This window comes from Parvibaculum lavamentivorans DS-1, assembly GCF_000017565.1.
GTDB lineage: Bacteria > Pseudomonadota > Alphaproteobacteria > Parvibaculales > Parvibaculaceae > Parvibaculum > Parvibaculum lavamentivorans.
On sequence record NC_009719.1, the window covers coordinates 2044723 to 2065034 of the forward strand.

A 20312-nucleotide genomic window follows, 5' to 3' on the forward strand; every position below is an offset into this window, starting at 1 on the left:
GGCCGCGGCCGGAACAATCCCTGTAGGCTGGCCTGAACCGCCACCCGGAGCGCAGGGCCCATGTTTCCCATTTCAGACGACAATCCCGAACCGGGGACGCCCATCGTTACCTGGGCGATCATCGCCGCCTGTGTCGGTGTGTTCTTCTGGCAGTTTTCGCAGGCGCCCGGCGCAGCGGAGCTTGCGGTCTATCAGTTCGGCCTCATTCCCGGCGTGCTGTTCGGCTCGACGGAAATGACGGATGCGCCGGTGCCCGCATGGGCGACGGTCATCACCTCCATGTTCATGCATGGCGGGCTCGCCCATCTCGGCGGCAACATGCTTTATCTCTGGATATTCGGCGACAATATCGAGCTGGCGATGGGCCGGCTTCGCTTCATCCTGTTCTATATCGTCTGCGGCGTGGCCGCCGCGCTGAGCCATGCGCTGCTGGTGCCGGCTTCCACGGTGCCGCTTGTCGGCGCGAGCGGGGCGATATCCGGCGTGCTTGGCGCTTATCTGCTGCTTTATCCGCGCGGGCGCGTGCGCGTTCTCTTCATTCCCTTTCCAGTCATTCTGCTGCGCACCTTCTATGTGCCGGCGATCATCGTGCTCGGTCTCTGGTTCGTCATTCAGGTGGCGAGCGGGCTTGCCAGTCCGGTCGAGGAAGCAGGCGTCGCCTTCTGGGCGCATGTCGGCGGCTTTGTCGCCGGCATGGTGCTGGTGCCGTTTTTCAAGCGGCGCGATGTGCCCTTGTTTCACAAGGCGGCGCCGAAAGTGTTCGACGGCCGGAACGCGGGCCGGCGCGGGCCGTGGGGCTAGGCTTCTTCCACAAGGAAGCGGCAGAGGAGCTCCATGGTTTCGCCGGGGACGAGGGTGCGGAGGCCGGTGACGTCTTCACGCTCCGGGCGGTTCACAGCGTCTGGCGCGTGGCTCACGGGCTCGGCGCAGAAGAAGTCCTCGCCGGGCGGCGCATAAACAATGGCGTGCGGCGCGCCAGTGGCCTCGATCCGAAGAGCGAAGGGACGGTCTGTCCAGTCGACGCGGAAGCGGCCTTCGCTTCGCGAGAAGCAGTGATCGACATCCACATCCTTCATGTCGCGCGGCTCGTCGAAACGCCACTTCTCCGGCACCGGCGCGAGGCCCGTTGGCGTGCCGTCGGGGCCGCTTTCCCAGACTTCCGGGAGCCGCGCCTGCAGGCGGGCGCTGGCACGGCCATTGAAGAAGGGATGGAGGCCGAGGCCGCCCGGCATTGGCGCGGATGAGAGGTTCGTCAGCCGCATCGCGACCGAGAGACCTTCGAGGCCGAGCGAGAAATGCTGCTCCGTCTCGAAGGACCAGGGCCAGGACCAGCCGCCGGCATCTTCCGGCTTGTGGACAAAGCGGAGGCGGGCGGTATTGGCCGATGCTTCGAGAACCTCCCAGGGCGCGCGCCAGCCGCGGCCATGGATCGCATGCGGCACGCAGATCGGATCCGGTGGAAGCGCAACATCCTCGGCGCCGAAGCGGAAACGGCCATTGGTGATACGGCCCGAGAAGGGGACCAGCGGGTAGCACGCCATGTCGAGAGGACCAGGCGAGGCGTGGTCATGCGCCAGCGGCCGCAACAATTGCTGTATGCCTCCATCATGGCGCAACGAAAAGCGCGCGATGCAGCCGCCTGTTTCCGGCGCGAGGACGGCTTCGAGCCGGCTATGGGCGAGGGTCAGCATGAAATCCGCATCCGGTATTGGCGTTTGCTCAAACAAAAGGCAGGCCGCGTTGCGGTCTGCTTGATTTCTAAGCCTGCACTGCCGGACGGCCCGCGCCAAGCCCCCGATTGCAGCGGTTGCCACCGGCAAAAGCTCTGGCACGGCCCTTGCGAAGCAGTGGTTGGCAGCGGCTAGGGTTCCGGCTTCGCGTGTAGTTGTTTGCGAAGTGCTGGTCCGAGAGCCGCACCCTGTCCGGTGAACAGCGGGCAGGTACACGGCGGGACAAAAGCCCGGGAGACGGATGTAATGCGAGGATTGGCATTGCAATACCGCCGTGACGCCGATCCTCCGACTTTTGAAACGCGATCACTTGATCCGGAGGACTGGCTATATGACTTCTTTCAAACTCTCATCGAAATTATTCGCCGCGGCTCTTGCCGCCATGGCGCTTGTTTTCATGTCGTTTTCTCCTGCCTATGCCGCGCCGAAAAAGGACTTCAAGGTCGGCTGGTCGATCTATGTCGGCTGGATGCCCTGGGGTTATGCGCAGGACAACGGCATTGTGAAGAAGTGGGCCGACAAATACGGCCTCAACATCGAGCTGGTGCAGTTCAACGATTATATCGAAGGTATCAACCAGTTCACGGCCGGCGCCTATGACGGCATCATGTCGACCAACATGGATGCGCTCGCCATTCCCTCCGCCGGTGGCGTCGACTCGACCATTCTCATCATCTGCGATTATTCCAACGGCAACGACGTGATCATCCTGAAGGACAAGGATGCGCTTGAGGACATAAAGGGGCAGAAGGTCAATCTCGTCGAACTCTCCGTTTCGCATTACACGCTGGCGCGCGGCCTTGAATCCGTGGGCATGAGCGAAAAGGACGTGACGGTGGTGAACACCTCGGATGCCGACATGATCGCGGCGTGGGGCACCAATGATGTGACCGCGATGGTGACCTGGAACCCGATGGCGGCCGAAATCCTCACCGGGGAAAATGCCAACAACGTGTTCGACTCGGAGAAGCTGCCGGGCGAAATCCAGGACTCGCTTGTCGTCAACACGAAGACGCTGGAAGAGAACCCGGACTTCGGCAAGGCGATGACGGGCATCTGGTACGAGACGATGGCGCTGATGTCCGCCGACAATGAAGCCGCTATCGCCGCGAAGACCGCGATGGGCACCGCTTCCGGCACCGACCTCGAAGGCTATGAGGCGCAGCTTGCGGCGACGGAAATGTTCTACACGCCGCAGGACTATATCTCGTTCGCGGAGAGCGACCTCGAAAAGACAACCACCTTCGTGACCAAGTTCCTGTTCGATCACGGGCTGCTTGGCCAGGACGCGACGTCGCCCGGCTATATCGGCATCGAGCTTGCCGACGGAAAAGTCGTCGGGAACGCGGACAATGTATTGCTCCGCTACACGACGGAATACGCAAAGCTCGCCGCCGACGGCAAGCTCTAACAGACCAGCGAGTACAAGGTCAGTAACGCCATGCGCAGACTCATCAACCGGCGGCCGGATGCGGTGACGCAGCTCGCGCTCATGCTTCTGCCGTTCGTCATCGTCGTCATCTGCTACATGGTGGCCTCCGAGGCGCGGCTTTCGGAAAATCCGAACGACAAGCTGCTTCCCGGATGGTCGACCATTGCAGCGGCGATCGAGCGCATGGCGTTTCTGCCCGACCCGCGCACGGGCAACTATCTTCTATGGAGCGACACGGTTTCGAGCCTGACGCGGCTCGGTATCGGCGTCGCGGTGGCAACGGTCATCGGCGGGATCTTCGGCATTCTTCAGGGACTCGTCCCCTACTTCCGGGCGACGTTCAACGCCTTTACCGGCGTTCTGTCGATGATCCCGCCGCTTGCCGTGCTGCCTATTCTCTTCATCATCTTCGGGCTTGGCGAACTGGCGAAAGTGGTTCTGGTCGCGGTCGGCATCACGCCTTTTATCATTCGCGACCTTGCCTTGCGCACCGCCGAAATTCCGCATGAGGAAATCATCAAGGCGCAAACGCTTGGTGCTTCGACATGGCAGATCATCCTGCGCGTCGTGGTGCCGCAGATGCTGCCGCGCCTCATCGACGGCGTGCGGCTTTCGCTTGGCGCCGCCTGGCTCTTTCTGATCGCGGCGGAAGCCATCGCTTCCGACAGCGGGCTCGGCTACCGGATATTCCTGATGCGCCGCTATCTCGCGATGGATGTGATCCTGCCTTATGTCGCTTGGATCACCATCCTTGCCTTCTCGCTCGACCTTGCGCTGCGGCTCTTCCAGAGAGTTGCCTTCCGCTGGATGTATCGGGGGAACGGGCTATGACGCGCGTAACGGTTGAAAACCTCTGGAAGTCCTATGGCGACCAGACAGTGCTGGAGAATATCAACTTCGTGACGGAGCCCGGCTCCTTCATCTCGCTGGTGGGGCCGTCCGGCTGCGGCAAGTCGACCTTCCTTCGCATGATGCTGGGCGACGAGGCGCCGTCGAAGGGACGCATCCTCATCGACGGCGTGGCTCTCGAAGCGGAGCCTTCGCCGGACCGGGGCGTGGTGTTCCAGAAATACTCCGTCTTTCCGCATCTTACCGCGCTTCAAAACGTGATGCTGGGCCTGGAGTTTGCCGGGAGTCCGATCGCGGGGCGGCTTTTCGGGCGCGCGCGACGGCAGGCGCGGGCGGCGTCGCTCGAAATGTTGCAAGGCGTGGGGCTCGAGCAGTCGGCGAACAAATATCCTTCAGAGCTTTCCGGCGGCATGCAGCAACGTCTTGCGATCGCGCAGGCGCTGGTCAAGAAGCCGAAAATAGTGCTTCTGGATGAGCCCTTCGGCGCGCTCGATCCCGGCATACGCGCGGAGGTGCACGAGATCATGCTGCGGCTGTGGCGCGAAGAGGGCATGACCATTTTCATGGTGACGCATGACCTTTCGGAAGCCTTCAAGCTCGGTACGCGCGTCATCGCATTCGACCGGCGGCGCACGCGGCCGGAGGAACTCAAGGCCTATGGCGCGACGGTGACATTCGATCTGATGGTCGACGGAAAAATCATTCCGCCAAGGCCGGAAACGCCCGCACCGCTCGCGGCGGCGGCGCAATAGAAGGTCGCGGGACGGCCCGCGAACCTGAACCTACCGCCTGGACGGCCAGGTTTGAACCGGGAGTGCGCTTCCGGTACGTCAGAGGAGACGCGCGATGGCAGAGGCATCATCCCGCAGCGAAACCGCAAGCCCCTATGCGGCGAACAAGGCGCGCTACGAAGCGCTTTACAGCGGCGCGAAAGCGAAGCGCCGGGATTTCAGCGAGGCAAAAGGAAATCCCGCCACGCTGGACCCCGGCCTCATCACTTTCCGGGAGACGGTTCCCGCCGGCTGGGGCTGGTCCGGCCTCGTGCGGCGCGGCGATACGATGCGCGTCATCAACACAGGCGGAACGGCGGGCGTTTCGCTGCTGCTCTACAATGCCGCCGATCCGACGGAGCGCTTCAACGCAGGCGATACGGTGAAAATCCAGTGGACGGCACGGCTTTCGCGCGGGCGTGTCCTCTTTTCCGACATGGGCCGGGTGCTTGCTTCCATTACCGATGACAGTTTCGGCTTCAACGATGCTCTCGCCGGGGGCTCCACCGCTCAAACCAATAAAGAGAAATATGGCGACGAGGCGCTCCGCAACACGCGCGACAATTTCATTCTGCTCGCCGCGAAGCATGGGCTCGGCAAGCGCGACGTGCCGCCTTGTCTGACGCTTTTCGCGCCGGTCGGCGTCGACGCGTCAGGTCATCTCGCCTGGCAAGACAAGGGGGCGGCGGACGGCGATTATGTCGATCTTCGCGCTGAGCTCGACCTTCTCGTCTTTGTGTCGAATGCACCGCATCCGCTGGCGCCCGGCGATTATGCGCCGAAGGATATCGAGATCGTCACATGGTCCTCGCCGCCACCGGAGCGGGACGATTTCTGTCGGACGGCAACAGAGGAGGCGCAACGCGGCTTCGACAACAACGAGTATTATCTCGCGCAGGGGAGGAACGCCTGATGACACTTGCAACATCGCCGCGCGATCCCGCCACCGCCAGCTATGATTTCACCGTGCCCGCCAACAGGCCCTGGTCCCATATCGTCAAGAAAGGGCAGGTGCTGCGCATTGTCGATCTTCACGGGCAGCAGGCTGTGGATACGCTGTTCTACAGCGCGTCCGATCCGGAAGAACGCTATTGCGCGCAGGAGACTGTGCGCCGGCAAGGCTCGCCCTATCTCAGCACCGGCTCACGCCTCTTCACGAATGAGGGAAATGCGATGGGCATCATTGTCGCCGATACAGCGGGGGCACATGACACATCGGCGGGCGCATGCTCCTCGGAGGCAAACACCGTGCGCTTCGGGCACGAGACGAAATACATGCATAGCTGTCGCGACAATTTCGTCATGGAGCTTTCGCGGCATGGCATGACGAAGAGGGACATCGTCTCGAACATCAACTTTTTCATGAATGTGCCGGTCGAACCGGATGGGACGCTCGCCATTGTCGATGGCGTGTCGAAGCCGGGCGACTATGTGGAAATCCGCGCGGAGATGGACATTCTCTGCGTCATTTCCAATTGCCCGCAGGTGAACAATCCCTGCAATGGCTTCAATCCCACACCGATCCGCACATTGATCTGGGACGCGTAATGTCCCGCCCTTTCGGGGGCAGTTGGAGGCCAGATGTTCACGAGAGTCCTTATTGCCAATCGCGGCGAGATCGCGGTTCGCGTCATCAAGACGCTGCGGCGCATGGGTGTGTCGCCTGTCGCCATCTATTCGGAGGCGGACCGCTTTGCGCCGCATGTGCAGCTTGCCGACGATGCGTTCTGCGTCGGCCCGGCTTCCGTTGCCGAAAGCTATTTGAACGTGGATGCCATTCTCGACGCCGTACGGGAGTCGGGGGCGGAGGCTGTGCATCCCGGCTATGGTTTCCTGAGCGAGAACCCGGAATTTGCGAGCGCGCTGTCGCGGGACGGCGTTGCGTTCATCGGCCCGAGGCCGGAGCATATGTGTGCCTTTGCGTTGAAGCATACGGCGCGCGAACTGGCGGAGAAAAGCGGCGTGCCGCTGCTGCCGGGTTCAGGGCTGATCGTCGATCTCGACGATGCGCTGACGCAGGCGGAGGAGATCGGCTATCCGGTGATGCTGAAGAGCACGGCGGGAGGCGGCGGGATCGGGCTGCAGCTTTGCCGCTCAGCCGCCGACATGCCACGCCTTTATGACACGGTGCGGCGGCTTGCCTTGGCGAACTTCAAGGATAGCGGGCTCTTTCTCGAAAAATACGTGGCTGCCGCGCGGCATATCGAGGTGCAGATTTTCGGCGATGGCGATGGCAACGTCATTGCGCTTGGCGAACGCGACTGTTCGGCGCAAAGGCGCAACCAGAAGGTCATCGAGGAGACGCCGGCACCGAACCTTGAAGCCGGCATGCGCGCGGCGCTGCATGAAGCGGCGGTGCGGCTTGGAGAGAGCGTTTCCTATGCCTCGGCAGGCACGGTTGAATTCATCTATGACGAGACGGAAAGGAAGTTCTACTTCCTGGAAGTGAACACGCGGCTTCAAGTGGAGCATCCCGTGACCGAGGAGGTGACGGGGCTCGACCTGGTCGAGATGATGGTGCGGCAGGCGGCGGGCGAGCTGGGCGATCTTTCGGCCTGTGCGCGCGAGCCGAAGAGACATGCTATCGAGGTGCGGCTCTATGCGGAAGACGCCGGGCGCAACTTCCAGCCGAGTTCCGGCCTGCTCACCGAAGTTTCGTTCCCGGCCGATGCGCGCATCGACGGATGGATTGCGACGGGAACGGAGGTGACGCCCTTCTACGATCCGATGCTAGCCAAGATCATCGTCAAGGGCGAGACGAGAGAAGAAGCATCGGCGAAGCTCGCCTCCGCGCTCGATGCGACCAGTGTCTACGGCATCGAGACCAATCTCGATTACCTGCGCTCCCTGGCGAGGTCCGCCGCATTTCTCGAAGGGCGGATGCTGACCTCGACGCTTGGCAGCTATGATTATGAGAGCGCCGGTATCGATGTTCTCGCGCCGGGCGCACAGTCGAGCCTGCAGGATTATCCCGGCCGCGTAGGGCTCTGGAATGTCGGGGTTCCGCCGTCGGGACCAATGGACCCGCTGTCGCACAGGCTGGCCAATCGTCTTGTCGGGAACCCCGATGAGGCGGCAACCCTCGAAATGACGCTGAACGGACCCACATTGCGGTTCCGCAGCGATGCAACGATTGCCCTTTGCGGCGCGGAAATGAAAGCGACGCTTGATGGCGCGGCAGTCCCGTTCTGGCAGCCGGTAGATGTAGCGCGCGGGCAGACGCTCGCGCTCGGCGCGGTCGAAGGCGCGGGGCAGCGCGCCTATCTCGCCGTGCGCAACGGTTTTGACGCACCTGTCTATCTCGGTTCGCGCTCGGCCTTCACGCTGGGGCGCTTCGGCGGGCATGCGCCGGGTGCGCTGAAGACGGGCGATGTGCTGCGCATCAATCGCCAGGGCGCGGTTTTGCCTGTTGCCGCGGGGCTCCCTGTTTCCGCGCGGCCCGCGCTCGCTCGCGAATGGGAAATCGCGGCTCTCTATGGGCCGCATGGTGCGCCGGACTTTTTTCTCGATGACGACATCGAGACATTGTTCGGAACGGAATACGAGGTGCATTACAACTCCGCCCGAACGGGTGTGCGCCTTATCGGGCCGAAGCCCGGCTGGGCGCGAAAGGATGGCGGCGAGGCAGGTCTTCATCCATCGAACATTCACGACAATGCCTATGCCGTGGGTACGATCGATTTCACCGGCGACATGCCGATCATTCTCGGGCCGGACGGACCGAGCCTTGGCGGCTTTGTCTGTCCGGCGACGCTCGCCAAGGCGGAGCTCTGGAAACTTGGGCAGTTGAGGCCCGGCGACAAGGTTCGCTTCCGCCGCGTGTCGGACGAGGAAGCAGCGGAGATGCGCCGGGCGGAAGAAATATGGATTGCGACGCTCGCGCGGCCCGCCGCGCCCGCACGCCTTTCAACGCCGCAGGAGGATGCCGTCCTCGCGCGGCTCACCGACCTCGAAACGGCGGTGACCTATCGCCGGGCGGGCGACGATTATCTGCTGATCGAATACGGGCCCATCGTGCTCGACTTTGCATTGCGCTTCCGCGCCCATGCGATGATGACGGCGCTGGAGGCGCGGGCGCTTGCCGGCATTCTCGAGATGACGCCGGGCATCCGCTCGCTGCAGATTCATTTCGATCCGGATGTACTGCCGGCACGAAAGCTGCTCGCCATTCTGGAAGAAATGGAGCGTGCGCTGCCGGCAAGCGCGGATATCGAAGTGCCGAGCCGCATCGTGCATCTGCCATTGTCTTGGGATGATGAGGCGGCGCAGGAGGCCGTGCGAAAATACGGAACGCTGGTCCGGCCGGATGCGCCATGGGTGCCGAGCAATATCGAGTTCATCCGCCGCATCAACGGGCTTGCGCATATCGATGATGTAAGGCGCATCGTCTTCGACGCGGACTACATGGTGTTTGGGCTCGGCGACGTTTATCTCGGCGCGCCCGTGGCGACCCCGCTCGATCCAAGGCACAGGCTCGTTACCACAAAGTACAATCCCGCGCGCACATGGACGCCGGAAAATGCCGTCGGCATCGGCGGCGCCTATCTCTGCGTCTACGGCATGGAAGGGCCGGGCGGCTACCAACTTGTCGGCCGCACGGTGCAGATGTGGAACAGCTGGCGGCAGACGGAGAATTTCCAGAAGCCCTGGCTGCTGCGCTTCTTCGATAGGTTGCGCTTCTTTCCGGTATCGGCGGAAGAGTTGCTTGAGGCGCGTGAGGCTTTCCCGCATGGCAAGTATCAAGTGCGTGTGGAGGAAGGAAGCTTTCGTCTCAGCGATTATCTCTCCTATCTCGACGAGAATGCCGCGGCGATTGACGATTTTCGGTCGATGCAACGGCAGGCTTTCGAGGAGGAGCGGCACCGCTGGGAGGCGCAAGGCATCGCCATGGCCTCGATGGAGCCCGAAGTGGCCGCTATCGAGGAAATTTCCGATCTGCCGGAAGGAGGGCAACTTGTGGAAGCGGGTGTGCCCGGAAATGTCTGGTCGATAGGGGTTTCGCCCGGCGACGAGGTGGCGGCCGATCAGACGCTCGTCATTCTCGAGTCGATGAAAATGGAGATTGAGGTGCGCGCGCCGATGCCCGCCCGCGTGCATGAGGTGCATTGCGCGCCTGGCAAGATGGTGCAGGCAGGGCAGGCGCTGGTAACGCTGGTGCCGCTCGATGAAGTGCAACCCAGGCTGGAGGCCGCGTCATGAAGGGCTTTTCTTTTTCGGTCGCCTCGCTTCGGGCGGGCTTCGCCGCAGGCGTCCGGGCGGAAGATGTCGCGGCGGAGGCGCTCGCGCGCGCGGATGCCTGCGCCGACCCCGCGATCTGGATTTCACGTGTGCCGCATGAGGATGTGCTGGCGCGGGCCCGCGAACTCGACGCATTACCGCGTGAGCAGCGGGCGCGGATGCCCTTGTTTGGCGTGCCGATTGCGATCAAGGACAATATCGATCTCACGGGGCTGCCGACAACGGCGGCCTGTCCCGAATTTTCCTATTCGCCGAAGGAAAGCGCGGCGGTCGTTCAGCGGCTGGTCGAGGCGGGCGCGATACCGATGGGCAAGACAAATCTCGACCAGTTCGCCACCGGCCTGGTCGGCACGCGCTCTCCGCACGGCGCGCCGCGCTCGGTCTTCAACGGCGATTACATTTCCGGCGGATCGTCGTCCGGTTCTGCCGTTGCCGTGGCCGCGGGGCTTGTCGGCTTTGCGCTTGGCACGGACACGGCGGGTTCGGGCCGCGTACCGGCGGCCTTCAACAATATTGTCGGGTTGAAGCCGACGCGGGGCTTGCTCTCCACGCGCGGCGTCGTTCCCGCTTGCCGTTCGCTCGATTGCGTATCCATCTTCGCGCTGACGGCGGAGGATGCGCAAACCGTGTTCGAGGCAGCGGCAGTGTTCGATCCTGCGGATGTCTATGCGCGCGCTCGAATGCCGGGAACACCGCCTCTGCCCAACGCGGGTTTCACCTTCGCGGTGCCGCGCGCATCGGACCTGCAATTCTTCGGCGATGACGAGGCGGCGCGTCTTTTCGGTGAGGCATCCGAACGGTTGGAAGAGCTGGGCGGGCGAGCGCGCTGGATCGATTTTTCGATGTTTTCCGAGGCTGCCGCCCTGCTTTATGACGGACCGTGGGTTGCGGAACGTACGGCAGCTGTGGGCGGCTTTATCCAGAAGCACGAGGCGGCCGCCGATCCGACCGTGCGCGGCATCGTGCTGGGCGGAGGTGCGCGCAGCGCGGTCGAGACATTCGAGGCGATGTACAAGCTCGAGGCGCTGAAGCGGCGCATGACGACGCTGTTCGCCGATATCGATTTTCTCGTCGTGCCGACCGCGCCGACGATCTATCGGGTGGATGAGGTGATGGCGGAGCCGGTGAAGCTCAACAGCCGGCTCGGCACCTACACGAATTTCATGAACCTGCTCGACATGGCGGGCATCGCGGTGCCAGCCGGCATCGGCGCGAAGGGATTGCCTTTCGGCATCACGTTGGCGGCTCCCGCCTTCTCCGAGGCAAAGCTTATCGGTCTTGCTTCCGCTTTTGCGGCAGCTCAGGGGCTTGCGCCCGGTGCGCCGGGGCGTCTTGTCGAGGATGAAGGCTTTATCGAACTTGCCGTTGTCGGCGCGCATATGTCCGGCCTGCCGCTCAATCATGAGCTGACATCGCGGGGGGGCATGTTCGTCGAGCGGACGCGCACGATGCCGGGCTACCGCTTCTATGCGCTGGCGGGCGGCCCGCCCTTCCGGCCGGGCCTCGTACGAGTTGCCTCCGGCGGCGCTTCGATCGAGCTTGAAGTCTGGAGGCTGCCGCGCGCGGCGTTTGGCGGCTTCATAGCCGGCGTGCCGCAGCCCTTGTGCATCGGCACGCTCGATCTTGCGAGCGGACGCAAGGTGAAGGGTTTTCTCTGCGAGGAAAGCGGGCTCGACGGCGCGGAGGAGATCACGGCGCTGGGCGGCTGGCGCGCCTATATGGCGCGGAAGCTGGAGAAGGCGAGCTAGAACGCGCTGTCGAGAAAGCCGCGCGCTTCGATGAGATCGGGCAGGACGGCGACCTTGAAAGTGCCGCCGGCGAGCGCGAGCGCCGCCTCGCGTTCCCTGGCGCCATAGCCGGTGAGCACGAGGAGGGCGCCCTTGAGGCCCGCGCGTTTCGCGGCCTCGATGTCGGCCGCCTTGTCGCCGATGAGCCAGCTTGCGGCGAGATCGAGGCCGAGCCGCTCGGCGGCATATTCGAGCATCCGGCAGCCGGGCTTGCGCCATGCGTCCTCGGCGGAGCCATAGCCGGGGGTGAAGTCGGGATGAAAGGGGCAGGCGATGGTGAGGTCGAGCGCAGCGCCCTTGCCGGCCAGTTGCCGTGTGATCTCGGCTTCCACAGCCTCGAATTCCGGCCATGAAACAAGCCCCCGCGCGATGCCGGACTGGTTGGTGACGCAGATGGCGGCATATTCCCGGGGCCACCCCTTCGCCCAGTTGATGATCTCGGCCGCGCCTGCCTCCAGCGCCACATCTTCCTTGTTTTTCAGATAGTTGACCTCCTTGACCAGCACCCCGTCCCGGTCGAGAAAGAGCGCCGGGGCGCCCTTGCCGGAGGGTTCGTCGCCGGTCGAAAGCCAGATGCCGTCCTGGGTGAGCATGAAGGAGCCTTGATGGGAGCCGAACAATTCAGCCGTTTTTACGCTATCTTGAGCGCCGCTTCGCCATGATTGCGCCCGCCAGTTTACCAGAGACCGCCTTATGACCGTAAAAAGCCCGGATATTCAATCGCTTGTCGAGGGGCTCGGCCATGCGCGGGTGGCGCTTGCCGGCGATGTCATGCTCGACCGTTTCGTCTATGGCCATGTAGAGCGGATCTCGCCGGAGGCGCCGATCCCCGTGCTGCGGGTGGATGAGGAGCGGGCGATGCCGGGCGGTGCGGGCAATGTGGCGCGCAATCTCGCCGCGCTCGGGGCCGAGGTCACCTTTCTCTCGGCGGTTGGCGACGATGAAGCGGGCGCCGACCTGAAGGCGGCACTCGAGCGCGAGGGCGGCATCGAGGCGGCGCTCACCGTCGTTCCGGGCCGGACCACGACCCAGAAAACCCGCTTCGTCGCGATGAGCCAGCAGATCCTGCGTGCCGACCGCGAGACGACGCAACCGCTCGATGCGGCATCGGCGGAAAGGCTTCTCGCCGCGCTCACCTCCGCACTGAAAGACCGGCAGGTGCTTGTGTTGTCCGATTACGGCAAGGGAGTGCTGACGCCTGCCTTCGCGCGCGGCGCGATTGCCGCCGCCAGGGCGGCCGGCATTCCCGTGATCGTCGATCCCAAGGGCCGCGATTATTCACTCTATGCGGGCGCAAGCGTCGTAACGCCGAACCGCAAGGAACTCGGCGAGGCGACGGGCGCCGCCGTCGATACGGATGAGGAAATCGTTGCCGCCGCGCGCGCGCTCATGAAAGCGCATGACATCGGCGCCGTTGTCGTAACGCGGGCACAGGCGGGCATGAGCGTCATCACTGCGGATGGCGCGGTTACGCATCTCAAGGCGGAAGCACGGGAAGTGTTCGACGTGTCGGGTGCGGGAGATACGGTCGTCTCCACGCTCGCCGCCGCGCTCGGCACCGGCCTCACGCTGGCGGAGGCGGCGGGTCTCGCCAATTCTGCGGCGGGCATCGTCGTCGGCAAGGTTGGCACCGCCGTGGTGCACCAGGACGAGCTTCTGGCGAAATTGCGCGAACGCGAACTCTCCATGCTCGAAGCCAAGGTCGCCGGTCTCAAAAGCGCCGAGGACATCGTGGCGGGCTGGCGTGCGCGCGGGCTCACGGTCGGCTTCACCAATGGCTGCTTCGATCTTCTGCATCCTGGACATGTAACGCTGCTGGAGCGGTCGCGCGCGCTGTGCGACAGGCTCGTCGTCGGCCTCAACAGCGATGCATCCGTCAGCCGCCTCAAGGGGCCGGAGCGTCCCGTCCAGCCGGATATCGCGCGGGCAACCGTGCTTGCGGCCCTCGCCTCTGTCGATCTCGTGGTGATTTTCGAAGAGGATACGCCGGAGGCGCTCATCAAGGCGCTCAGGCCCGATATTCTGGTCAAGGGCGGCGACTACACGATAGACAAGATCGTCGGCGCCGATTTCGTGCAGGCGCATGGCGGACGCGTCGAGATCGTCGACATCGTGCCGGGCTTCAGCACCACGGGCACGCTCGCGCGTCTCAAGGGCTAGGAAAACATATGCCGGGCCTGGAAGAAGAACCGGCGTCGCGTCCTCCTCACTCCTGGTGGGATATTGTGGCGGTGCCGCTGCTCGCCATGGCGATGGCGGCTGTGGCTGCAGGAGGTGCGGCCCTTCTCTATGTTTTCATGCAGGAAATTCCGCTGGCGGAACTCCGGGAGACGGCAACGCGCGCGTTCCGCTCGACCTATGTCGTTTATGGCGCACAGGCGGTGCTCTATCTGGCAATCGTCTTTTCGGTCTGGGTGGTTCTGGCGTTGCGCGGATACCGCCTCCTTCCAACGCATTTTGCCGCCACTCGCGCGCGCTCCTTGCTGGCGGCTGTCGCTATCGGCGCCATGCTTGCGATCCTCGCCGTGCTTTTGCTGTCGCTTCTGCCGGAGGACACGCAGCGCCAGCTTGTCGAGGGGAGCGAACTTCTGATGCCGGAGACGGTGGGGGAAGCCCTGATGCTGCTCGTCATTGCCGCCCTGCTGGCGCCGCTGGTGGAGGAGCTCTACTTTCGCGGCATCGTGCTCCGCGTGCTCGAGGGCAGGTTTTCCTTTGCCGTGGCTGCGGCGATCACCGCCGTCTTTTTCACGCTGATGCACGGGCATCTGTTCAACCTTCCCGGCCTTGGCGGGTGGGTGCTGACAGGCGTGATTTTCATTCTCGGTATGGTGCTGGCATGGTCGGTACGGTGGAGCGGCTCGCTCCGCCCCGCCATTGCCATGCATGCGGCCTATAATTTCACGCTTCTGGCGCCCGGCATGGCGGCCATGCTGACGGGCGTTCAGACGTAGCCGAGCTGTTCCTCCAGCGCGCCGCACAGCATGTGGCCGAGCGTGATGTGCATTTCCTGGATGCGGGCGGTGGTTTTCGACGGCACGCAGAGAATGTGATCGGCGAGACCTTCCATGAGGTTCGCCTCGGCGCCGGCAAAGGCGGCGGTGACGAGGCCCTGCTTCCGCGCCGCCTCAAGCGCCAGAACCACGTTGCGGCTCTTGCCCGAGGTCGAGAAGCCGATGGCGAGATCGCCGCGCCGTCCCAGCGCCTCGATCTGCCGTTCGAAGACGCGCTCATAGCCCATGTCGTTTGCCGCCGCCGTCAGCACCGAGGTGTCGGTCGTGAGCGCGATGGCGGCGATGGCCGGGCGGTCCTTGATGAAGCGCACGGAAAGTTCTGCGGCAATATGCTGTGCATCCGCCGCGCTGCCGCCATTTCCGAAAAAGAGCAGCTTGCCGCCGCCCGCCACCGCTTCGGAGCAGGCCGCCACGAGGCCGGCGAAGTCCTGTTCGAGCTTTTTCGCCGTCTCATGCGCCACTTTCATGTGTTCGTCGAAAGCGGCGTGGAAAATATCGTGTGCGCCCAAGGCCAGCGTCTCCCGCGTTTGTGACGGCACTCATTATATAGGGACGGTTGCCCCTGACGAGCGACGCGGCGCGACATATCCGCGCCCTTTCTCCCTCTTTTAGTCCAATTGCGTCATGCGGTCGCCTGCCGCGTTTTCCTAATGTGCCCCGAGGCGCCGAGCGCCTTCCGATTCACCAATGCGACGCAGGGCGGCGAAAGCCGGCCGGCGCCTTTCCGGTGAAGCGGGTGTTAGATGTAAAAACGGGGTGAAACGATGAACGGGCGATGGGGGGCGGGCAGGTCCGCATTCAGTAAATTGGGCCGGAGCCGCGTACGGCCGGTGGCATTCGCGGCGGCGCTGGCGCTTTGCGCGGCTGGGGTGGCGACAGCGGGCACGCTTGAGGATGCCTCGCAGCGCCTCGCCCAGGGCGATCCGGGCGGCGCCTATCAGATATTGAAACCGGAAGAACGGGCCCGGGCGGGCAAGCCCGATTACGACTACATGCTCGGTATCGCGGCCATCGATTCAGGCCGTCCGGCGGAAGCCGTCGCGGCTTTCGAGCGCGTGCTCGCCGTCGAGCCCAATCATCTGCAGGCGCGGGCGGAGCTTGGCCGCGCCTATATCGCGATGAACGAGCCGGAAGCGGCGCGGCGCGAACTCGCCACCGTGGAAGCGCAACGGGACGTCCCGGACAGTGTCCGCGCCACCATCGACCGCTATGTCGCGGCCCTCGATACGGGGCTGTCGGGCGGCGGCACGACCATCGACAATCGCGTCACGCTGCGTGCGGGCTATGACACCAACGTCAACAATTCGACCAGCGACAGCCGAATCCTGATCCCGGCCTTTGCCGGCCTCGGCTTCGCGACGCTCGGCGCGGGCGCGACATCGGAGGAGGATTTCTTCGGCGAGATCTCGGGCCGCACCTCGCTTACTCATGGCCTCGCCATCGACAAGCAGCTTCTGGTCGATCTGAATGCGTCCTACAGGGCGAACTCCGACTTCGACCAGTTCAATCAGGGCCTTGCCGGCCTCAATGTCGGCTTCGCGCAGCGCACGCCCGATTACGGCACTTTCGCCATCACGGCACAGCTCCAGTCCTACTGGGTCGATGACGAGGCTTACCGCTACACCTATGGCGCGCTCGGCCAGTGGACCTATCGCACGGCGGGCATGACGGATTACGCCGTCTATCTGCAATACGCGAAGCTCAATTATCCGAACAACAGCGCCCAGAACGCGAACCGCTACACGGCGGGCGCGACCATCGGCCAGTTGCTCGGCGGCGAAAGCGAGCCTTACATCTATGGCGGCGGCTATGCGGGCTACGAAAAGCTCACCGACGGCACCTTCGATCATCTCTCCTATGTCTTTGCCGGTCTGCGGGCTGGCGGCGAGCTCACTCTGATGCCGCGCTTGCGTGGCTATGCGGTCGCCGCCGTCGAAGTCTCGGAATATGAGGAGCCCGATCCCCTCTTCCTCGAAGAGCGGTCTACGGTGCGCAGCGACCTCTCGGCGGGCTTGCGCTATCAGCTCAGCAACGACCTCACCCTCGGTACGGAACTCGCCTATACGCGCTCCGACAGCAACATCGTGCTCTACGAGTATGACCGCGTCGTTGCTTCCGTTTCCCTCAGCCTCGACTTCTGATCCCAGGGAGCCTTGATCATGAAAACGACTACGCTCAACCGGCTTCTCTCGACGACGGCGCTTGCCGCCGCGCTGGCGCTCCTTCCCGCCGCCGCATCCGCCTTGCCCGTCCTTTTCGGCGAGGCGAGCGTCGATGGCGTGACCATGGACGTCGCCAATATCGAACCGGGCCAGACCGTGACGGCAACGACGCTTCTCCAGCTTGTCGCGCCGGATGGCAGCATCATCACGGTCGAGCCCGGCTCGGTCTTCACCATGACGGGCGAGGGCGACAGCCTCTCCTTCGAGCTCGTCTCGGGCGCCATGCGCGTTGCTTCCAGTGGCACGCCGATTTCGGTCTCGCGCGGCGGCGTCACCGTCACCACGGAGGGTGGCGTCTTCAGCGCCTATGGCAATGATGAGGGCGGGCTCGATGGCCGCGTCAATCAGGGCACGGCAACGGTTCAGAACGGATCGGGCACGCGCGAGTTCGCACGCGGCGAGGGTTACGAGGCGAGCGAGACGAGCCTTGCGGGCACCTTCACGCCGCCCGTGCCGGGCAGCACGCAACTCGCGCAGCAGACGGGACCCGACGACGACACGAACTACTCGCCGGCCGATCAGCAGGGCTCGGGCGGGTCGCAGATCGTCGAGGAAGCCGCGGGCGGGGGAAGCGGCGGCGGTGGCAGCTATGGCGGTACGCCGCCTGTAACCGGTGTCGTCGTGCCGCTCGAAGGCGACGAGGAGGCGGGCTATTCGGTGGTCTATGCGGCGGATGCCATCGGCATCGACGCGCGTGACCCGGCGAAGGTGACGATCGGCGCCAATGGCGAGCTCAATCAATATGATGTCGAACCCGATTTTGATGAGCGGCTGGAGCGGAATTCGAACGAATCCCTTGAGCGCGGCAATTCGGGCAATGCGGTCTTCATCGAACGTTGGGCGGGCGGCGAGACGCGCGGCAATTACTACAACAGCAACAATGGCACGTTCTATTCGGATATGGGCCGTACCAGCCATCAAGGCTTTCACATCGCCTACGGCAAACCGACAGTGGACATGCCTGCAGCCGGCGTCGCCACCTATGCGCTGGCGGCGGCGACCAATCCCACCATCGATGACGGGAGCTTTGCGCCAGGCAGTTTCTCGGGGGAGATGTCGGTCCTGTTCGGGGCGACGCTCGGCATCGGTATCGACTTCGATATCGATATGCCTGGTGACCACCTCTACAACATCCGCACGCCGGGCGGCGTCGGCAGCCCGACGACGGGCGGCATCTACTGGGACAATGCGGCGCGCGTCTTCCGCCTGAGCAACATTGCGATGTCGCAGGGCGGTGCGGCCTGTCCGACGGCGAATTGCAACGCGGTTGTCTATGGGCTCTTCGGTGGAACGGATGCCTCCGATATCGGTGTCAGCTACCAGATCATGGATTTCTCCATCGCTCCCGACAGTCTCGGCCGGGCCAAGCGGATTTCCGGTGCGGCCGCCTTCTCGCAGGCGAGCTACGATGCGGGTGGCGGGCCGGACACGCCGCTGCCGATGGAGAGCGGCGCGGTCGATGCGCTTCTCGTCGCCTCCCCGGGGACGACCAAATGGCATGGCGGCGTCTATTACATTCCGCAGATCAATTTCTCGAGCGGGAAGAGCCTCGGCATGCAGAACGACATCGTTGCCTGGGGCGACGATGGGGCGGTGACCTTCATCCAGGCGACCGAGACATCGCTTGCGAGTTTCGATCGGGGCACGGCCGTCACGGCGGATCTCTATGGTACGGAGTATTTGCAGATTGGCCGCTGGAATGGCGGCGACATTGACGTCTATATGAGTGGCGACCAGACCTTTTCGCCCAATGGCTATCAGGGCATTGTCTATCTTGTCGGCAATATGCTCGGCAGCACGCTGCGGCCCGAAAGTATCACCGCGACCTATGATCTTGCCGGCGCAACCGCGCCGATCTTTGCGGGCGGCAATTTTGCGCCGGGCGTATTCGACGGCACGGCGGCGATCCAGTTCGGGGCTTCCAATGCCAATGCCAAGATGGGCCTCAATGCCACGGTCACGATGGACGAAGGCGACGATATCATCGTCTACAATATCTCGACCACGGGCGGCACAGCGACGCCAGGCACCAGCGAGATCGACGTCTTCGGCAGCCAGATTTCCGGCAGCTATCAGGTGCAGGCGCCGAACGGCGCTGCTTGCTCCGGCTCAGCCGTAAACTGCAATGTCAGCATTCAAGGGCTGCTTGCCGGACCGCAGGCGCGCGAGGCCGGCATCCGCTATGCGGTCGGCAACACGGCGGCCAACTCCATCTACGGTGCAGCGATCTTCGCCCGCGACGATGTGGGCGATACGCTGGACGGTTATCTGATGGGCATGACCTATGCGATCCGCAGTCCGCAAAGCGGGGTGCTCGCCGGCAGCTTCGGCGATATCAGCGCCGGTGCGACCGACATCACCATCATCGCGAACGAAGTGAAGGAGATTCACGGCTTCAACAATTCCTATGCGCCCGGCGATGCCACCGTGTCTGAAGTGGGCGGTGTGCAGAGCGTCGTCTCGTGGCAGCGCTGGTCCGATGGCCTGATCGGCGGAGAAAGCTTCGGAAATCCACGCACCACGGTGCTCGGCGAAGATCAGGGCATGCACGTGCTCGCCTGGTCGCCGGCAACGAATTTGCCGTCGGAAGGCGTCGCCACCTACACGCTGGCCGGCGCCACCAATCCGACGGTTGCGGACGGTTCGCTTGCTCCCGGCAGCTTTGCGGGCGAGATGGCCGTTGCCTTCGGCTTCAATGCGGCAAATACGAAGATCGGCCTCGATCTCGACGTCTCGATCGGCGGCCACACCTACAATATCGCGACGACAGGCGGCACGGCGACGCCGGGATCGAGCCAGGTGAGCCTGAGCAACTTCTCCGGCTTCTCCAGTACGATCGATGTTGCGACGGGCGGCGTTGCCTGTCCCGACGCGACATGTCAGGCGAAGGTTGCGGGCGCGCTGGCCGGCAGCGGCGCCAGCCATGCCGCGCTTGCCTATACGATCTCGGCCAACGGCAATCCGACGGCGAAAGCGGTTCAGGGCGTCGCGGGCTTCGAGCGCGGTCCGATCGTGCTGCCATAAGCGAAGCGCTTTACGACGCCGTGGAAAAGCGGGACGAAGATGTCCCGCTTTTTCATGTCACCAATACTCAGCAAGCGGACAAATAAAAGGGCTGGATGGCGACATCCAGCCCTTGTTCCGTTCAGGGGGCGATCAGAATATGCCGATCAGCCAGAGCACGATGATAAGGCTGACAGGTACGCCAAGAAGCCACAGGATGATTGGCATTTGATTCCTCCCGTTCCGTGTGGATTTCCAACTGTCTTTCTT

The 20312-nt window shown here is 63.6% G+C and carries 15 protein-coding genes and 1 riboswitch; of the genes, 12 read left to right on the plus strand and 3 right to left on the minus strand.

Annotation, left to right across the window (positions count from 1 at the left end; translation table 11 throughout):
• Nucleotides 1-60: 60 nt before the first annotated feature.
• A complete protein-coding gene (locus tag PLAV_RS09550; RefSeq protein ID WP_012110796.1) occupies nucleotides 61-801 on the plus strand; it encodes a rhomboid family intramembrane serine protease in 741 nt (246 codons plus the stop codon).
• Here PLAV_RS09550 and PLAV_RS09555 read toward each other — a convergent pair.
• Nucleotides 798-1691 carry an aldose 1-epimerase gene (locus PLAV_RS09555; RefSeq protein WP_049767752.1) on the minus strand — a complete coding sequence of 298 codons (894 nt, stop codon included), beginning with the start codon at nucleotides 1689-1691 and terminating at the stop codon, nucleotides 798-800. The genes PLAV_RS09550 and PLAV_RS09555 overlap by 4 nt on opposite strands.
• A gap of 159 nt (nucleotides 1692-1850) precedes the next feature.
• Nucleotides 1851-1969, plus strand: a riboswitch (guanidine-I (ykkC/yxkD leader).
• Nucleotides 1970-2061: 92 nt separating this feature from the next.
• Here PLAV_RS09555 and PLAV_RS09560 point away from each other — a divergent pair.
• The 7 genes from PLAV_RS09560 to atzF all read left to right on the plus strand — a co-directional run bounded on the left by PLAV_RS09560 (nucleotide 2062) and on the right by atzF (nucleotide 11767).
• Nucleotides 2062-3141 carry a putative urea ABC transporter substrate-binding protein gene (locus tag PLAV_RS09560; protein WP_012110798.1) on the plus strand — a complete coding sequence of 360 codons (1080 nt, stop codon included), beginning with the start codon at nucleotides 2062-2064 and terminating at the stop codon, nucleotides 3139-3141.
• Between the two features lie 30 nt (nucleotides 3142-3171).
• Entirely contained in the window at nucleotides 3172-3993 is an 822-nt protein-coding gene (locus PLAV_RS09565) for an ABC transporter permease (protein ID WP_012110799.1), read from the plus strand.
• The gene (locus tag PLAV_RS09570; RefSeq protein ID WP_012110800.1) at nucleotides 3990-4763 is read left to right on the plus strand and encodes an ABC transporter ATP-binding protein; all 774 of its coding nucleotides are present in this window, start codon (nucleotides 3990-3992) and stop codon (nucleotides 4761-4763) included. Before PLAV_RS09565 ends, PLAV_RS09570 begins: the two co-directional genes overlap by 4 nt.
• 94 nt (nucleotides 4764-4857) lie before the next feature.
• Nucleotides 4858-5694: an urea amidolyase associated protein UAAP1 gene (locus PLAV_RS09575; RefSeq protein ID WP_012110801.1), complete on the plus strand. Its 837-nt coding sequence runs from the start codon at nucleotides 4858-4860 to the stop codon at nucleotides 5692-5694.
• A complete protein-coding gene (locus tag PLAV_RS09580) occupies nucleotides 5694-6329 on the plus strand; it encodes an urea amidolyase associated protein UAAP2 (protein ID WP_012110802.1) in 636 nt (211 codons plus the stop codon). Before PLAV_RS09575 ends, PLAV_RS09580 begins: the two co-directional genes overlap by 1 nt.
• A 33-nt stretch (nucleotides 6330-6362) precedes the next feature.
• Complete coding sequence (gene uca, locus PLAV_RS09585) at nucleotides 6363-9980, plus strand: urea carboxylase (protein ID WP_012110803.1); 3618 nt, start codon at nucleotides 6363-6365, stop codon at nucleotides 9978-9980.
• Nucleotides 9977-11767, plus strand: coding sequence for an allophanate hydrolase (gene atzF / locus PLAV_RS09590; RefSeq protein ID WP_012110804.1), 1791 nt, complete (start codon nucleotides 9977-9979; stop codon nucleotides 11765-11767). Before uca ends, atzF begins: the two co-directional genes overlap by 4 nt.
• Here the strand turns inward: atzF and PLAV_RS09595 are convergent.
• The gene (locus PLAV_RS09595; protein ID WP_012110805.1) at nucleotides 11764-12399 is read right to left on the minus strand and encodes a D-glycero-alpha-D-manno-heptose-1,7-bisphosphate 7-phosphatase; all 636 of its coding nucleotides are present in this window, start codon (nucleotides 12397-12399) and stop codon (nucleotides 11764-11766) included. The two genes, atzF and PLAV_RS09595, sit on opposite strands and share 4 nt — an antisense overlap.
• A gap of 100 nt (nucleotides 12400-12499) precedes the next feature.
• On the opposite strand from PLAV_RS09595, the gene rfaE1 reads away from it, so the two are divergent.
• Nucleotides 12500-13966 carry a D-glycero-beta-D-manno-heptose-7-phosphate kinase gene (rfaE1, locus tag PLAV_RS09600; RefSeq protein WP_012110806.1) on the plus strand — a complete coding sequence of 489 codons (1467 nt, stop codon included), beginning with the start codon at nucleotides 12500-12502 and terminating at the stop codon, nucleotides 13964-13966.
• Nucleotides 13967-13974: 8 nt separating this feature from the next.
• On the plus strand, nucleotides 13975-14757 hold the full coding sequence (locus PLAV_RS18910; protein ID WP_012110807.1) for a CPBP family intramembrane glutamic endopeptidase: 783 nt from the start codon (nucleotides 13975-13977) through the stop codon (nucleotides 14755-14757).
• Here PLAV_RS18910 and PLAV_RS09610 read toward each other — a convergent pair.
• A complete protein-coding gene (locus PLAV_RS09610; RefSeq protein WP_012110808.1) occupies nucleotides 14748-15326 on the minus strand; it encodes a D-sedoheptulose 7-phosphate isomerase in 579 nt (192 codons plus the stop codon). The two genes, PLAV_RS18910 and PLAV_RS09610, sit on opposite strands and share 10 nt — an antisense overlap.
• A 321-nt stretch (nucleotides 15327-15647) precedes the next feature.
• On the opposite strand from PLAV_RS09610, the gene PLAV_RS09615 reads away from it, so the two are divergent.
• Nucleotides 15648-16958, plus strand: a complete 1311-nt coding sequence (locus PLAV_RS09615; RefSeq protein ID WP_041535930.1) for a porin family protein — start codon at nucleotides 15648-15650, stop codon at nucleotides 16956-16958.
• An 18-nt stretch (nucleotides 16959-16976) separates the two neighbouring features.
• The gene (locus tag PLAV_RS09620) at nucleotides 16977-20063 is read left to right on the plus strand and encodes a hypothetical protein (RefSeq protein ID WP_012110810.1); all 3087 of its coding nucleotides are present in this window, start codon (nucleotides 16977-16979) and stop codon (nucleotides 20061-20063) included.
• The last annotated feature ends 249 nt before the right edge of the window (nucleotides 20064-20312 follow it).

Bases quoted from the DNA above. Each gene is read 5' to 3' on its own strand.
- PLAV_RS09550 (WP_012110796.1), top strand. From the start codon at position 61: ATGTTTCCCATTTCAGACGACAATCCCGAACCGGGGACGCCCATCGTT.
- PLAV_RS09555 (WP_049767752.1), bottom strand. From the start codon at position 1,691: ATGCTGACCCTCGCCCATAGCCGGCTCGAAGCCGTCCTCGCGCCGGAA.
- PLAV_RS09560 (WP_012110798.1), top strand. From the start codon at position 2,062: ATGACTTCTTTCAAACTCTCATCGAAATTATTCGCCGCGGCTCTTGCC.
- PLAV_RS09565 (WP_012110799.1), top strand. From the start codon at position 3,172: ATGCGCAGACTCATCAACCGGCGGCCGGATGCGGTGACGCAGCTCGCG.
- PLAV_RS09570 (WP_012110800.1), top strand. From the start codon at position 3,990: ATGACGCGCGTAACGGTTGAAAACCTCTGGAAGTCCTATGGCGACCAG.
- PLAV_RS09575 (WP_012110801.1), top strand. From the start codon at position 4,858: ATGGCAGAGGCATCATCCCGCAGCGAAACCGCAAGCCCCTATGCGGCG.
- PLAV_RS09580 (WP_012110802.1), top strand. From the start codon at position 5,694: ATGACACTTGCAACATCGCCGCGCGATCCCGCCACCGCCAGCTATGAT.
- uca (WP_012110803.1), top strand. From the start codon at position 6,363: ATGTTCACGAGAGTCCTTATTGCCAATCGCGGCGAGATCGCGGTTCGC.
- atzF (WP_012110804.1), top strand. From the start codon at position 9,977: ATGAAGGGCTTTTCTTTTTCGGTCGCCTCGCTTCGGGCGGGCTTCGCC.
- PLAV_RS09595 (WP_012110805.1), bottom strand. From the start codon at position 12,399: ATGCTCACCCAGGACGGCATCTGGCTTTCGACCGGCGACGAACCCTCC.
- rfaE1 (WP_012110806.1), top strand. From the start codon at position 12,500: ATGACCGTAAAAAGCCCGGATATTCAATCGCTTGTCGAGGGGCTCGGC.
- PLAV_RS18910 (WP_012110807.1), top strand. From the start codon at position 13,975: ATGCCGGGCCTGGAAGAAGAACCGGCGTCGCGTCCTCCTCACTCCTGG.
- PLAV_RS09620 (WP_012110810.1), top strand. From the start codon at position 16,977: ATGAAAACGACTACGCTCAACCGGCTTCTCTCGACGACGGCGCTTGCC.